Genomic DNA, 14,286 nt, shown 5'->3' on the forward strand with positions numbered 1-14,286 from the left:
CGATCTCCCCACCCCTGCCGCGATGGCACCGCGGCCCAACGGTCCCGCCGCGCCCGCCGTCGTTGCTGCTCCCCCGATTCACAGCACCCCGCTGGCGGAGGCGGAGAAGTTCGCCCGCGTGGAGGAAGACGGTCATGTCTTCCTGCTCGTGGACGGCGAGGAGTTCCCCGTAGGCCAGTACCCGGATGCCCCGCGCGAGGAAGCGCTGGGCTACTTCGTGCGCAAGTACGACGACGTCGCCGGCCAGGTCACACTGCTGGAGCAGCGGGTCCACGCAAAAGCACCCACCACGGACATGAGGAAGACCGCCGCCCATCTTGCCGAGCAGGTCTCCGAGCGGAAGATGGTCGGCGATGTCCGTGCCCTGGAGGCCCGGCTTGAAGCACTGGTCAGCCTCGTCACGGAGCTTGAGTCCGCGGAGAAGGCCGAGCAGGACGCCGCCCGCGCCCGCGAAAGGGAAGCACGGGAGGCGATCGTTGCCGAGGCCGAGGAGATCGCCGGCCGCGATCCGTCCACCGTGCAGTGGAAGGCCAGCAGCAACCGGATGAACGAATTGTTTGAGCAGTGGAAAGCTGCTCAGAAGTCCGGGCTTCGGCTCGGGCGGGGCACCGAGGACGCACTGTGGAAGCGGTTCCGCTCGGCCCGCACTATCTTCGATCGTCACCGCAGGGCGTACTTCTCGCAGCTCGACAATGACAACGCAGAGGCAAAACAGGCAAAGGAAGCACTGATCCGCCGCGCCGAGGAGCTTTCCGCCTCGACCGACTGGGGTCACACTGCAGCCGAGTACCGGCAGCTCATGGACGAGTGGAAGGGGTCGAAGCGGGCGAGCCGCAAGGACGACGACGCCCTCTGGACCCGTTTCCGGGCTGCACAAGACGTGTTCTTTGCTGCCCGCAAAGCTGCAAACGAGGCCATTGATGAGGAATACGGTTCAAACCTCGTGGTAAAGGAAGCCCTCATCGCGGAAGCGCGTCAGCTTCTGCCAGTCAAGGACGCCACCGCGGCCCGGAAGGCACTGCAGTCGATTCGGGACCGCTGGGAAGAAGCCGGGAAGGTTCCCCGGGCGGACATGGGGCGCGTCGAAGCGCGCCTGCGTGAAGTGGAAGATGCAGTGCAGGCCGCGGAGCAGGAGCACTGGCAGCGCACCAACCCGGAGACCAAGGCACGCACCAACAGCGCGCTCAGCCAGCTCGAGAGCACCATCGCGTCCCTCGAGGAAGACCTGGCAGCAGCGGAGAAGAACGGGGATGCCCGCCGGATCTCCGAGGCACGTGAGGCACTCGAGGCGCGCAGGCAGTGGCTGGACATGCTGCAGAAATCGGCGCAAGACTTCTCGTAGGCACGTACGGCCTCCAGGCATGAAGTCCCGGTCCACCGTTATCCACAGCGGGTAGGCCGGGACTTTCCCTTTTCCTGCCGGTTGGGGAAGCTTGAGGCATGCCATATTCGCAAGGACCTCCTGTGCAGGGCCGCGGGCTTGCCCATCGGGACCTTGCCATCAACTCCACGGGCGGAGTGCTGTTCCACGGCGGAAGCCTGTTCAGTTCCGTCGAGTTGCAGGCCATGCGGATGGACGGCTTGATGGCGCATGTCTGCGGGGAGTCCTACGTGCGCACAGATCAGCCGTCAACTCCGGCGATTCGCGCCCAGTCAGCCATCAACACGGTTCCGCGCTCTCTCCACGCGCGGGTTGCGCTCGCCCGCCAGAGCGCGGCCTGGGTGTACGGCTGCGCCCCTGCTCCAGCTGTCGTCAGCTTGGTCACCGATCATCGCCGGCGCACAACGGCGCTTCCCGCCTTCTGTGATGCGGTGATGCATCAGGTCACCCTAGGGCCCTGCGATCTTTCCACAATCGGCGGTGTGCCAGTGACCTCTCCATTGCGGACTGCGCTCGACGTCGCAATTCACGGTCAGGATTTCTGGGCTGTTGAGACGCTCAAAAGCATTGCCGCAGCACCTGGACTGCGCTGCCCGCTGCACCTGGTGATCCTCTCGCTGGAGAGTTCCGTGCGGGTGCCCGGAAAAGCACGTGCGTTGAGTCGCTTGCGCGAGGCCCTGCGTGTCAGCCGCTAGATGCGCCGCTGGGATCCGGTGGTCCGGTAAACGTCAAACACGCCGTCAATCCTTCTCACCGCGCTGAGGATGTGGCTCAGGTACTTGGGATCGCCCATCTCGAAAGCGAACCGCGACATAGCCACCCGGTCGGTCGACGTGTTCACGCTCGCTGCCAGGATGTTCACATGGTTCTCGGACAACACCCTGGTCACATCCGAGAGAAGGCTCTTGCGGTCCAACGCCTCTACCTGAATCTCCACCAGGAACACACTGGACTGCGTGGGAGCCCATTCCACGTCCACGATCCGGCCCGGTTGGTCCCGCAGCTCCTGGACGTTCCGGCAGTCGTTACGGTGCACCGAGACCCCAGACCCCCGCGTGACGAACCCGACGATCGGATCGGGAGGGACCGGTGTGCAGCAGCGGGCCAGCTTGACCCAGACGTCACCCACACCGCGCACGGTGACGCCTGAATCCGAGAACTTGGGGCGCCGCGGCTGCGTTGCGACCGTCGCCTCAGCGATGTCTTCCTCAGCGCCGGCATGGCCGCCCATCTGGGTGACAAGGTGCTCGATGACGTTCTGGGCCGAGGAATGTCCGTCTCCAACAGCGGCGTAGAGCGCTGAAATGTCCGCATGACGCAGTTCCTGGGCCACCGCCAGCAGGGCGTCGTGCGTCATCATCCGCTGCAAAGGAAGATTCTGCTTCCGCATAGTGCGCGTCAGCTGGTCCTTGCCCTTCTCAATCGCTTCTTCGCGGCGTTCCTTGGTGAACCACTGACGGATCTTGTTCCGCGCCCGAGGACTCTTGACGAATCCCTGCCAGTCCTGGCTTGGCCCGGCTCCCTCCGCCTTTGAAGTGAAAATTTCCACCCAGTCGCCGTGGTTAAGCTCGCTGTTGAGCGGCACAAGCTTGCCGTTGACCCGGGCTCCAATGGTGCGATGACCAACCTCGGTATGCACGGCGTAGGCGAAGTCGACCGGCGTCGATCCGGCGGGCAACGCCATGACCTCACCCTTGGGCGTGAACACGAATACTTCACGGGCGTTGATCTCAAACCGCAGCGAGTCGAGGAACTCGTCGGGATCGGATGTCTCCTGCTGCCAATCCACCAGGCTGCGAAGCCATCCCATATCACTGTTGTCCGGAACACCGCTGGTGCCGGCCCCGCCCTGATTCTTGTACTTCCAGTGCGCTGCCACACCGTACTCGGCACGCCGGTGCATATCATGTGTGCGGATCTGGATCTCAACGGGACGCCCGCCGGGGCCGATCACCGTCGTGTGCAGCGATTGGTACATGTTGAACTTGGGCATCGCGATGTAGTCCTTGAACCTGCCCGGGAGCGGGTTCCACCTCGCATGCAGTTGCCCAAGGGTTGCATAGCAGTCGCGCACCGAGTCAACGAGCACGCGTACACCCATCAGGTCGTGGATGTCGTCGAAGTCCTTACCCCGCACGATCATCTTCTGGTAGATCGAGTAGTAGTGCTTAGGGCGTCCTGTGATGGTGGACTTGATCTTCACCGAGCGCAGGTCCTCGCCGATCTGATCCCGGACGAGGTTCAGGTGCTTTTCGCGCTCCGGAGTGCGGTCCCCCACCATCCGCACAATCTCCTCGTAGACCTTGGGATGCAGCGCCGCGAAGGAGAGATCCTCAAGTTCCCACTTAATGGTGTTCATGCCCAGGCGGTGCGCGAGGGGTGCGAAGATCTCGAGGGTTTCCCGTGCTTTTCGAGCGGAGGATTCGGCTGATACGAAGCGCCACGTCCGCGCGTTGTGCAGCCTGTCAGCCAGCTTGATCACGAGGACCCGGATGTCCTTGGCCATAGCGACAACCATCTTGCGGACGGTCTCCGCTTGGGCTGCGTCGCCGAAGGATACCTTGTCCAGCTTGGTGACTCCGTCAACGAGCATTGCCACTTCCTGGCCGAAGTCACGCCGGATGTCATCAAGGGTGCAACTGGTGTCCTCGACGGTGTCATGCAGGAGAGCGGCGGCAAGGGTTGTCCCGGTCATGCCGAGCTCAGCGAGAATGGTGGCTACCGCAACCGGGTGGGTGATGTAAGGATCACCACTTTTGCGCTTCTGGCCCTCGTGACTGCGCTCAGCCACTTCATAAGCCCGCTTGATGAACTCAAGATCCTCTTTCGGATTGTTCGCGCGGGCGGTGCGCAACAGCGGTTCGAGGACCGGAGAATAATCTGTGGTTCCCCGTCCGGCAAGGCGTGCGAGGCGGGCACGGGTTCGTTCCCTGCGGCCAGGCGCGACGGCCCCTTCAGTAGCAACCGGGGACCCGGATCCGGTCGCGGGGCGCTCCGGCGGCGGAGCCACCGTACGGGTTGGTTGTGTACGTGCTTCGGTGCCCGGACCTGTGGACGGTCCGGTTCCGGACGGGCGTCCGGGACCACTGGCTTCAGCCACCCATTACCCCACTTCCGTTGGACTTCCGTCATCCCCACCGCGGACGGGTAAGGCTACAACATCCCACACTCACGGCTGCCTCTCCAAGTTTATCCGCCGTCCGCGGCATCCCGTGCACGTTTTGCCGTCCGCGTAGAGATCAGTGCCGCTTCCGGAAGATGGAACGCCAACGGCCCGGCACCTCGCAGGTACCGGGCCGTTGTCTCGGTGTGCGCCGCAACGCAGCGAGGTCACGCCGGAGCGGTATCAGCTTCCTTGGCTTCGAGGGAGCGGCGGTGCATTACGCGCTTCTCCTGCTTGCGGATGTCAGGCTCGTTCATCCGAAGCATCGCGTACATGGGAGCAGCAACGAACACGGTGGTCAGCGTGCCGATGATGATACCGACGAAAAGCGCCAGTGAAAGGTCCCGCAGGGTGCCCGCGCCGAGCAGCATCGCGCCGATGAAAAGAATTGCAGCGACTGGCAGGACGGCAACAACGGAGGTGTTGATCGACCTGACAAGTGTCTGGTTGACCGCCAGGTTGACCTGCTCTCCGAAGGTCCGCTTGCTGGACACCTCCAGATCTGCCGTATTCTCCCGAATCTTGTCAAAGACCACGACTGTGTCATACAGCGAATAGCTCAGGATCGTCAGGAAGCCGATGACTGCCGATGGAGTGACTTCGAAGTCACTGAGCGAGTAGATGCCGGCAGAAGTCACCATCACCACCACCAGCGCCGCCATTGCCGCAACCGACATCTTCCAGGTGCGGAAGTAGATCGCCATCAGCGCCGCGGCGAGAGCCACAAAGACAACCAGACCGATGATCGCCTGGCGGCTGACATCCTCTCCCCAGGTGGGCCCCACGAAGTTGGACGTGACGTCTTCCTCCGTGACGTTATAGGCGCCGATCAGCCCATCACGCACGCTCAGGGTTTGGTCATCGCTGAGTCGTTCCGTCTGGATACGCATGGTTTCCGGGGCAATGTTGGTTACCCGCGGAACCGCTTCCGGCACCACCTCGGTGACGGCTTGTTCGCCCGCGGCGACGGAAGTGTCCTGCACATTCGAGACGGTGAATTCTGACCCACCGCGGAAGTCGATGCCCAGGTTGAACCCACCCTTGATCACCGGAACCAGCAGCGAGAGCAAGATCGCCACACCGGCGATCATGAACCACAGGTTGCGCTTTCCAACGAAGGGATAGGACCGCTTGCCGGAATACAGTTCGTTTCCGAATTCGGCAAAACTGAACCGGCTCATCGGTTGTCCCCTTCCTTGGTTCCGCGTGCTTGCGCACTGACGGTCTTTTGTTCTTCAACGGCCTTCTGCTGTTCAGCCAGGCGCCGTTCAGCAATAGTCATGCGCCGCTCAGCTTCACCCGCAGCGGCCTTGTTCCGGCCGCGCAGTTCAACTGCGGGCCGCTCTACCGGCTTGTGCCGCACCCGGCCGGCTCCGCGGTACAGCGGAAGCACGCCGAGTCGCGAGGGATCAAGCCCGGACCAGCGGTGACCCTCGCCGAAGAACCGGGTCATGGCGAGCAGTCGCATTACCGGGTGGGTGAACAGGAACACGACAACGAGGTCGGCGATTGCCGTCAATCCAAGCGTGAACGCGAAACCGCGCACGTTTCCGACGGCCACGAAATACAGCACGACGGCGGCGAGAAGGTTCATGGCCTTGGACGCCAGTACGGTTCGCTTGGCACGCCGCCACCCGTTCTCGACAGCCGGGACCAGACCACGGCCGTCACGGAGCTCATCCCTGATGCGTTCGAAGTACACAATGAATGAGTCTGCTGTCTGACCGATTGCGACAATCAGCCCCGCTACACCGGCGAGGGATAGCCGATAGTTTTCTGTCCAGCCGAGGATGCAGATTGCCAGGTAGGTAAGCACCCCGGCCACCACGAGCGAGGCGATCGTCACCAGGCCGAGCATCCGGTACTGGAAGAGCGAGTACACAGCGACGAGAACCAGCCCGATCACGCCGGCGATCAGACCGAGTCGCAATTGGTCGGCTCCGAGCGTGGCGGAGATCTGCTGTTCACTCTGAATTTCGAAGCTGATGGGCAACGCACCGTACTTCAGCTGCTCTGCGAGAGCTGCTGCCGATTCCTCCGTGAAGCTGCCGCTGATCTGCGGACGCCCGTCAGGAATCACTGCGTTGGTGGTGGGAGCTGAAACAATAACGCCGTCCAGCACGATGGCGAACTGGTTCCGTGGATCTCCCGGACCGATGGCGAACAACCGCTCGGTTACTTCGCGGAAGGTCTCGGTACCCTCATCGTTGAAGTCGATGTTGACGACCCACTCATTCAGGGTCTGGCCCTGGGCACTGCGCGCCATGCCGTAATCGGCTGACTCGATCTCAGTGCCGCGAACCTCGACCGGACCGAGGATGTACTTCCCCTGTGTGTCCGGCTCGCAGGCAACCATCGGCTGGTCGGCGGGAGCCGGCTCGACTGCAGGCTCAAGTGCCTCCGGACTGGTGCAGTCAGTCGACTCGAACTCCTGCAGAAGCTCGGGGGTTATCCAGTTGGGATCGCTGGCACCAGTCGGTTCGGCACTCGGAGTGGGAAGCTGGTCTTCGGGCGTCGGCGTCTCAGCCGCCGGGGCAAGCCCAGGGCCTCCGAAAAGCACGGGCCGGAACTCCATCTGGGCCGATGCCTGGATCAGTTCCCGCGTCTCCGGTTCAGGGATGCCCGGGAGCGCGACAATGACGTTCTGTCCCGACTGCGTGCTGATCTCGGCCTCGGCGACACCGCTGCCGTCGACGCGCTGCCGGATGATCTCGACCGCCTGGTCAAGCTGTTCGGGGGTTATTTCCTCGCTGCTGCCCTGTACCTCGGGTGCGAGGATCATCTGGGTACCGCCCTCGAGGTCGAGGGCGAGCTTCGGTGCCCAGCTGGCGTTACTCCACAGCGAGCCTCCGCCGAGCAGCAAGGCGAGGAGTGCAAAGACTACGCCGAGCCATACGAGGGTACGTTTGGCGGCGGAGCCTGGGCCGGTTCGTGCCATGGTGCGTGAATCCTTTGGGTGTTGGAATTCGAGACGTGACGGGCCGAAGGAGTACGGCCGTGTCGCAGGTTACTGGTCTTTGTCGTTTCGGTCGCGCGCGTTTTCCCTGTTCAGCCGCTCGGCTGACTCTTCCGGTGTCTCTTCGCGAAGCGGGCGGTCAGCATCGCTGAGCGGGTCCGTCAGTGAGGAGGCGTCGTCGGGAACGCTGTGCTCTTCCTCGACCACCGGTTCCGGGGCGACCACCTTGCTCAGGGTCTGGGAGTGAACGGTCGCGGTAACACCCGGGGAAAGCTCGATAAGGGCCTTGTTGTTGTCCTCGTCGAGGGAAACGATGGTGCCGAAGAGACCGAAGTTGGTCATGACCTCGGTACCCGGGACCATCTGGGTGCGCTGCTCCGCGACCTGCTTTTTCATCTTCCGCTGCTTGCGGAACATGGTGAAGATCAGAAAGGCGAGAGCCAACGGGAGGAGCAGGCTGAAGATGTCAAACCCGCCACCCGTCTGCTCGGTGGTCTGGGCAACTACATTTGCGAGCACAGAGAAGATCCGTTCCTATATTTGGTCAGCACAGTCGGCTGCGGTGCAGGTGATTCCGACGCTGAAATTCCGCGGCTGCGCGCGGTCCGCGGGAGCACTGCCTGACTATTAAGCCAGCAGTGTTTCCAAAGCTTTGACCGTGCGCTGCGCCACACGTCAGAACAGTCTACGGGGAATGGGCCTCAACTTTCGCACTAGCCGCTGTTGCGGCTCCATTCCGTTTCGCTCCCGAGCGCCATTTCGACCCCGGAAACGGGATCATCCTCGTATACCGGGAAAAGTCCTTCGGGCATGGCTGCTGCGATTGATGCAGGCATGACCAGACCCAGATGTTCCCACGCAGCTGCTGTGGCGATTCGCCCGCGCGGCGTTCTGCCGAGCATCCCCTCGCGCACGAGATACGGCTCGGCGACCGTTTCCACGGTCTCGGGTTCTTCCCCTACTGCAATGGCCAGAGTGGACAGTCCCACCGGCCCTCCATTGAACTTTGTCACAAGCGCCGTCAGCACAGACCGGTCGAGGCGGTCGAGTCCTTTGGCGTCAACCTCGTACATATCCAGAGCGGATCCGGCGCACCGTGCATCGATGACGTCCACGCCGTTCACAAGTGCCCAGTCACGAACGCGCCGGAGGAGGCGGTTCGCGATTCTGGGGGTGCCGCGGGAACGTCCGGCTACCTCAGCAAAGGCTGCGGAGTTGACCCGCATGTCCATCATCATGGCCGAGCGCCGGAGAACGAGCTCAAGCTCCGCCGTGGAGTAGAACTCGAGATGGCCGGTGAATCCAAACCGGTCGCGCAGCGGACCCGGCAGCAGCCCGGCGCGGGTGGTGGCGCCGACCAGGGTGAAAGGTGGCAGATCCAGCGGAATCGCTGTTGCGCCCGGCCCTTTGCCCACGATGATGTCTACCCGGAAGTCCTCCATTGCCATGTACAGCATTTCTTCCGCAGGGCGCGACATGCGGTGGATCTCGTCGAGAAAGAGCACCTCCCCCTCGGTCAGCGAGGACAAGATAGCGGCGAGGTCTCCGGCATGCTGGATGGCGGGGCCTGAACTGATGCGGAGGGGCGCATTCATCTCCGCGGCGATGATCATCGCCAGGGTGGTCTTTCCGAGCCCGGGAGGTCCGGAAAGGAGAACATGGTCCGCGCTGCGGCCACGCATCCGGGATGCTTCGAGGACGAGGGACAGCTGGCGGCGCACTCTTGCCTGACCGACGAAATCATCCAGGTTCTTCGGCCGCAGGGCTGCCTCGACCGCCCGGTCCTCCGGATCCACGGCCGGCGAGACAAGGGGCTGTTCCTGATCTGTCATCAGTTCACCGAAGCCCGTGCCGAGCTGCGGGCGCCATCCTGGCCCAGCCTGCGCAGTGTGAGCTTCAGGATCGAACCGACATCCCCAGATGCCGCAATCTCTGGAGAATCCTTCACTGCGGCGTCGATGGCTGAGCCGGCGTCCTTTTCCGACCAGCCCAGACCCATCATCGCGGCGAGAACCTGTGACTGCCAGGCGCCGGAAGCTGTAGTTGGGGTATCCGTCTCAAGCGGAATGAGTTTGTCAGCGAGTTCAAGCACAATGCGTCGCGCGCCCTTGGGGCCGATCCCCGGCACCTTGCTGAATGCTTTGTCATCCCCGGACGATGCGGCGGTGCGGATGGCCGCCGGGGCGTACACCGCGAGCACCGCCAGCGCCAACCGTGGGCCTACGCCGCTGACGCCCAGCAGTGTCTCGAACACCTCACGCTCGTCGGCATCCGTGAATCCGAACAGGGTCATGGAATCCTCGCGGACTATCAGCGAGGTGTTGAGCCTGGCCTGGTTGCCAAGCCGGAGGGTGGAAAGAGTCTGGGGCGTTGCCTGTACCTGCATTCCGAACCCGTTGACGTCGAGTACGGCCGAGTGCAGGCCCACATGGCTTACGGTCCCGGTCAGAGAACTGATCATGCGCTGGGCTCCAGATGCTGAGAATCGAAACGAATATCACCGAACATATCTACGAATCAGCGTACGTCCCGGCGCGGACTATCCGGCGCCGCCACACCGATGTACTCCGGCACGCAGACTACCCGGGAGTAGGTTCATCGCCGTTGACGCGCCTTCGCTTCCGCTTCCGCCCACAGCCGTTGGGCTGCGGTCTGGCCAACCCCACCCTGGCTTCGGGCTGAGGACGTAGTTCCGGTTCGCCAGGCGTGCGTGATGGCAAGTGCCAGTGCATCAGCGGCGTCGGCAGGGGTGGGCGGCGTTGCGAGGCGAAGGATTTTCGTCACCATCTTGGTCACTGCGGCCTTGTCAGACTGGCCGTTACCCGTCACTGCCGCCTTGACCTCGGTCGGTGTGTGAAGCGCTACCGGAATGCCCCGCCTCGCCGCCGCCGCTATCACCACGCCCGAAGCCTGAGCGGTACCCATGACGGTGCTGACGTTGAGCTGGCTGAAAACGCGTTCGACGGCGAGCACCGCCGGTGAGTGCGTGTCCAGCCACACATCCACTGACTCGGCGATCATCAGCAGGCGGCGATCGAGGCTGTGGTCAGCCGGCGTACCGACCACACCGACCGCCACCAGAGTGGCGCGCCGGTTCGGTTCGACATCGACCACGGCAAGTCCGCAGCGGGTCAACCCCGGGTCAACACCCATGACCCGCAGTGTCACGGGTGTCCCCCAAGATGGGCGGAGCGGAAACTAATCGTCGCTCTCCAGCTCAGCGAGCACGTCATCGCCGAGCTCCGCATTCGAGTACACGTTCTGGACGTCGTCGAGCTCTTCGAGCGCGTCCACGAGCTTGAGGAACTTGCGTGCGGCGTCCGCATCGAGTTCAACCTGCATCGACGGGACAAACTCGACCTCGTCGGTCTCGTATTCGATACCGGCTTCTTCGAGACCCGCGACGACCGCGCGGAGGTCTGTGGGCTCGGAGTGAACGTCGAATGATTCACCCGACTCCTTCACCTCTTCAGCGCCTGCGTCCAGGACTGCCATCAGGACATCATCCTCCGACAAGTCTTTCTTCGGCAGGGAGACTACGCCTTTGCGCGCGAACAGGTAGGCGACCGATCCGGGATCAGCAATTGATCCACCGTTTCGGGTAATGGCGACCCGGACCTCCGAGGCTGCACGGTTCTTGTTGTCCGTGAGGCATTCGATGAGCAGCGCCGAACCCTGGGGTCCGCGCGCTTCATAAATGATCTCCGAGTAGTCGACGACTTCGCCGGTGAGCCCAGCGCCGCGCTTGACCGCCCGGTTGATGTTGTCGATGGGAACGGACGTCTTCTTGGCCTTCTGCACGGCAAGCTCGAGGGCCGGATTGCCCGCCAGGTCAGCGCCGCCGGCGCGGGCCGCCACCTCGATATTCTTGATCAGCTTCGCGAAAGACTTGGCGCGCTTGGCGTCAATCACGGCCTTCTTGTGTTTGGTGGTAGCCCATTTAGAGTGCCCCGACATGCTCTGCCCTTCTTTGTGCGATCAACGATAGGAAAAGCTCATGGATGCGATGCTCACCGGTCACTTCCGGGTGGAAGCTCGTGGCGAGCAGGTTTCCTGAGCGAACTGCAACAATCCTAGCGACCGGCTGTGCCCTGGCACTGTCACGCCCAGTGTGGGCACCGTGCTCGGCGGGCGGCGTATCCGGCGCCTCGACCTGTGCGAGGACCTTCACCGACTCCCCTACCTTCTCCACCCACGGGGCCCTGATGAACACCGCGTGGACGTCGGAGCCGTTCCCAGGCAGTTCCTCAAACGGGAGGTCCGTCTCGAAGGACTCGCGCTGCCTGCCGAAGGCGTTGCGGCGGACCACGATATCCAGGCCCCCGATGGTCTGCTGGGGATTGCCCGCCAGGTCAACGGAGGGATCAGCAATGGTGTCCGCGAGCATGATCATTCCCGCACAGGACCCGTAGACCGGGAACCCTTCGCGGATGAGTTCGCGCAGCGGTTCGGCGAGCCCGAACGCGCGGGTCAGCTTGTCCATGGTGGTCGACTCCCCGCCGGGGATGATAACGCCCTCGACCTGCTCCAGCTCGCTGGGGCGCCGGACGGCGGACGCCTCTCCGCCCAAGGATTTGATCACCCGGATGTGCTCGCGTACGTCGCCCTGCACTGCGAGAACGCCAACGCGCAGGGCGGCACCGCCAAGGGAAATGGTGGAAGTCACCGACCCAGTCTAGTTTGGCGCTGGGACTGTCGGGCGCCATACCGGGTAGGCAACGAAAGCGCGATAAGTTAGACACCATGTCTGGTCTGTCTACCTTGAGCGTGCCCCTGGGCAAAACAGTTCGGGCGCTCACGCGTCTGCGCGGCGGTGGTTCGGCGTTTCCCGGTCTGGTCGTCGAACGAATCGATCCAGGCTTCATGGCGCGGGCGCTGCGAAACCTGCCCAAGGGCATCATCGTCGTCAGCGGCACCAACGGGAAGACCACCACCACCAAGATGGTGGTCGAACTCCTTGAGGGCCAGGGGCTGAAAGTCTTCACCAACCGGACGGGAAGCAACTTCACCAGGGGCGTTGCCGCCGCGCTGCTCGGCGAGGTGGACTGGCGCGGACGGCTGAGAGCCGACGTCGCCGTCCTGGAACTGGACGAAGCCCACGCCGTCCACTTTGTGAATCTGGTCCCTCCGACCCATTCTCTGCTGCTCAATGTCCTCCGGGATCAGCTTGACCGCTTCGGTGAGATCGACAAGACCACCAAGCTGCTCGAGCACATCGCAGTAAAGACCACCGGCACGGTGGTATTGAACCGGGAAGATCCGCGGGTCGCTTCAATTGCACCATCGGTCCGCAACGCCGCGGTGGCTTATTTCGGGCTGGCTGAATCTCTCCGGGACACCTTTCCCAGCGATGATGACCTTCGCGGCGCCACAGGAACAGCACCAGCCTCTTCCCTGCCCGCCGACGTCGTGCTTGAAACGGTCGAATCCAATACCGCTACGTTCAGCATGGACGGCGAGGCAAGCACCGTCGACCTGAGCCTCCGCGGCGTCTACAACATCTTCAACGCCGCCGCGGCGCTCGCAATGGCGAGGATCATCCTGGGCGGTGAGGCACAACGCGACGCGATGCTGCGCTCGCTCGCAGCGGTTGAGCCGGCCTTCGGACGCGGGGAATCCCTGCTGGTGGACGGCCAGCCCCTGGAGCTTGTCCTGGTGAAGAATCCGAGCGGCTTCCGCCTGGGCCTGAAGTCCTTCGATGCTGCAGGCTACGCAACCATGATCGCGATCAATGACAATTACGCCGATGGACGGGACATGTCATGGCTCTGGGACGTTGATTTCGACAGCCTGCGGGCCGGCGGCGTGGACATGGTCAGCGGCGTCCGCGCATATGACATGGCACTGCGACTGCAGTACGACGACGTCGCCGTTCAGGACATCGATCCTGACACCGGATCAGCACTCCGCACGTTCATCCGCGGTGCGAAGGACCGCCCGAAGCGGATCTTCTGCACCTATACCGCGATGCTCGCGATCCGCAGGGACCTGTCCAAAATTACCGATGTGAAGGTGGTTTCATGAGTTCCGGCACTCCTGCGGGCTCTCCCGCTAACCCGCCCGCGAGTAAGGGCGCCGTTCGGATCCTGCAGCTCTATCCGCGGGACATGAACATCTATGGCGACTGGGGCAATGTGCTGGTGCTCAAGCAGCGCCTCGCCTGGCACGGGTATGAGGCGGTGATCCTCGAACACAATGCCGGGGACACCTTCCCTTCAGACGTGGACATCCTCATCGGCGGCGGCGGACAGGACAGCGGGCAGGTTGTAATCCAGCAGGACCTGCAGTCCAATGCAGCCCATCTTCGCTCGCTTGCCGGGGACGGTACGCCCATGCTCGCGATCTGCGGTCTTTACCAGCTTTTCGGAAACTTCTTCAAGACCCATGACGGCACAGTGATACCCGGGATCGGAATCCTGGACATCGAAACGCATGGCGGGTCGGAGCGGCTGATCGGGAACGTGGTCGCCCGGAGCGAGGAGTTCGGCGACATCCACGGCTATGAGAACCACAGCGGTCAGACCTTCCTCGGTCCAAACGTCCGTCCGCTCGCCACCGTGACCAAGGGTGAAGGCAATAACTCGAAGGAGGACCATGAAGGAGCCCGGCACCTCAACATCGTCGCCAGTTACCTCCATGGCTCACTGTTGCCGAAGAATCCCGCGGTTGCCGACTTCCTGATCCGTGAGGCGGTGACTCGCAAGTACGGCTCCTTCGAGCCGGGCGATGTCGATGACAGCCTTGCCGAGCTGGCGCGCCGCCACGCTGCTGCCCGGCCGCGCTGAG

13 protein-coding genes are annotated in these 14,286 nt (G+C 63.1%); 4 read left to right on the forward strand and 9 right to left on the reverse strand.

Features of this window, described 5'->3' with window-relative positions:
- Both P4U43_RS08635 and P4U43_RS08640 read left to right on the forward strand, forming a co-directional pair.
- On the forward strand, window positions 1-1,342 hold a 1,342-nt coding region (locus P4U43_RS08635; protein WP_277358371.1), incomplete at its 5' end, for a DUF349 domain-containing protein.
- Between the two features lie 98 nt (window positions 1,343-1,440).
- A complete protein-coding gene (locus P4U43_RS08640) occupies window positions 1,441-2,076 on the forward strand; it encodes a hypothetical protein (protein ID WP_277358372.1) in 636 nt (211 codons plus the stop codon).
- Here P4U43_RS08640 and P4U43_RS08645 read toward each other — a convergent pair.
- The 9 genes from P4U43_RS08645 to pdxT form a co-directional block, all read right to left on the reverse strand.
- The gene (locus tag P4U43_RS08645) at window positions 2,073-4,391 is read right to left on the reverse strand and encodes a RelA/SpoT family protein (RefSeq protein WP_277358413.1); all 2,319 of its coding nucleotides are present in this window, start codon (window positions 4,389-4,391) and stop codon (window positions 2,073-2,075) included. The two genes, P4U43_RS08640 and P4U43_RS08645, sit on opposite strands and share 4 nt — an antisense overlap.
- A gap of 320 nt (window positions 4,392-4,711) precedes the next feature.
- Entirely contained in the window at window positions 4,712-5,725 is a 1,014-nt protein-coding gene (gene secF / locus P4U43_RS08650) for a protein translocase subunit SecF (protein ID WP_056547443.1), read from the reverse strand.
- Window positions 5,722-7,482: a protein translocase subunit SecD gene (gene secD, locus P4U43_RS08655; protein WP_056547440.1), complete on the reverse strand. Its 1,761-nt coding sequence runs from the start codon at window positions 7,480-7,482 to the stop codon at window positions 5,722-5,724. The genes secF and secD overlap by 4 nt, the downstream gene beginning before the upstream one ends.
- A 69-nt stretch (window positions 7,483-7,551) precedes the next feature.
- On the reverse strand, window positions 7,552-8,019 hold the full coding sequence (locus P4U43_RS08660; protein ID WP_277358373.1) for a preprotein translocase subunit YajC: 468 nt from the start codon (window positions 8,017-8,019) through the stop codon (window positions 7,552-7,554).
- Window positions 8,020-8,213: 194 nt separating this feature from the next.
- On the reverse strand, window positions 8,214-9,332 hold the full coding sequence (ruvB, locus tag P4U43_RS08665) for a Holliday junction branch migration DNA helicase RuvB (RefSeq protein WP_277358374.1): 1,119 nt from the start codon (window positions 9,330-9,332) through the stop codon (window positions 8,214-8,216).
- The gene (gene ruvA / locus P4U43_RS08670) at window positions 9,332-9,961 is read right to left on the reverse strand and encodes a Holliday junction branch migration protein RuvA (RefSeq protein ID WP_277358375.1); all 630 of its coding nucleotides are present in this window, start codon (window positions 9,959-9,961) and stop codon (window positions 9,332-9,334) included. The genes ruvB and ruvA overlap by 1 nt, the downstream gene beginning before the upstream one ends.
- Before the next feature lie 134 nt (window positions 9,962-10,095).
- Window positions 10,096-10,668 (reverse strand): crossover junction endodeoxyribonuclease RuvC, encoded by a 573-nt coding sequence (gene ruvC, locus P4U43_RS08675; RefSeq protein ID WP_277358376.1) that lies wholly within the window; start codon window positions 10,666-10,668, stop codon window positions 10,096-10,098.
- A 30-nt stretch (window positions 10,669-10,698) separates the two neighbouring features.
- Window positions 10,699-11,457 (reverse strand): YebC/PmpR family DNA-binding transcriptional regulator, encoded by a 759-nt coding sequence (locus P4U43_RS08680; RefSeq protein ID WP_056547429.1) that lies wholly within the window; start codon window positions 11,455-11,457, stop codon window positions 10,699-10,701.
- On the reverse strand, window positions 11,441-12,166 hold the full coding sequence (pdxT, locus tag P4U43_RS08685; RefSeq protein WP_277358377.1) for a pyridoxal 5'-phosphate synthase glutaminase subunit PdxT: 726 nt from the start codon (window positions 12,164-12,166) through the stop codon (window positions 11,441-11,443). Before pdxT ends, P4U43_RS08680 begins: the two co-directional genes overlap by 17 nt.
- Window positions 12,167-12,252: 86 nt before the next feature.
- Between pdxT and P4U43_RS08690 the strand changes: the two genes are divergently transcribed.
- Both P4U43_RS08690 and P4U43_RS08695 read left to right on the forward strand, forming a co-directional pair.
- On the forward strand, window positions 12,253-13,524 hold the full coding sequence (locus P4U43_RS08690; protein WP_277358414.1) for a Mur ligase family protein: 1,272 nt from the start codon (window positions 12,253-12,255) through the stop codon (window positions 13,522-13,524).
- Window positions 13,521-14,285, forward strand: a complete 765-nt coding sequence (locus tag P4U43_RS08695; protein WP_277358378.1) for a type 1 glutamine amidotransferase — start codon at window positions 13,521-13,523, stop codon at window positions 14,283-14,285. The genes P4U43_RS08690 and P4U43_RS08695 overlap by 4 nt, the downstream gene beginning before the upstream one ends.
- Window position 14,286: the final 1 nt, after the last annotated feature.

The sequence above is a fragment of the Arthrobacter vasquezii genome (assembly GCF_029455255.1).
Taxonomy (GTDB): Bacteria; Actinomycetota; Actinomycetes; order Actinomycetales; family Micrococcaceae; genus Arthrobacter_D; species Arthrobacter_D parietis.

What these genes read in the sequence shown, in the direction of transcription:
- P4U43_RS08640 (WP_277358372.1), top strand. Translation starts at nt 1,441, where the DNA reads ATGCCATATTCGCAAGGACCTCCTGTGCAGGGCCGCGGGCTTGCCCAT.
- secF (WP_056547443.1), bottom strand. Translation starts at nt 5,725, where the DNA reads ATGAGCCGGTTCAGTTTTGCCGAATTCGGAAACGAACTGTATTCCGGC.
- secD (WP_056547440.1), bottom strand. Translation starts at nt 7,482, where the DNA reads ATGGCACGAACCGGCCCAGGCTCCGCCGCCAAACGTACCCTCGTATGG.
- ruvB (WP_277358374.1), bottom strand. Translation starts at nt 9,332, where the DNA reads ATGACAGATCAGGAACAGCCCCTTGTCTCGCCGGCCGTGGATCCGGAG.
- ruvA (WP_277358375.1), bottom strand. Translation starts at nt 9,961, where the DNA reads ATGATCAGTTCTCTGACCGGGACCGTAAGCCATGTGGGCCTGCACTCG.
- P4U43_RS08680 (WP_056547429.1), bottom strand. Translation starts at nt 11,457, where the DNA reads ATGTCGGGGCACTCTAAATGGGCTACCACCAAACACAAGAAGGCCGTG.
- P4U43_RS08695 (WP_277358378.1), top strand. Translation starts at nt 13,521, where the DNA reads ATGAGTTCCGGCACTCCTGCGGGCTCTCCCGCTAACCCGCCCGCGAGT.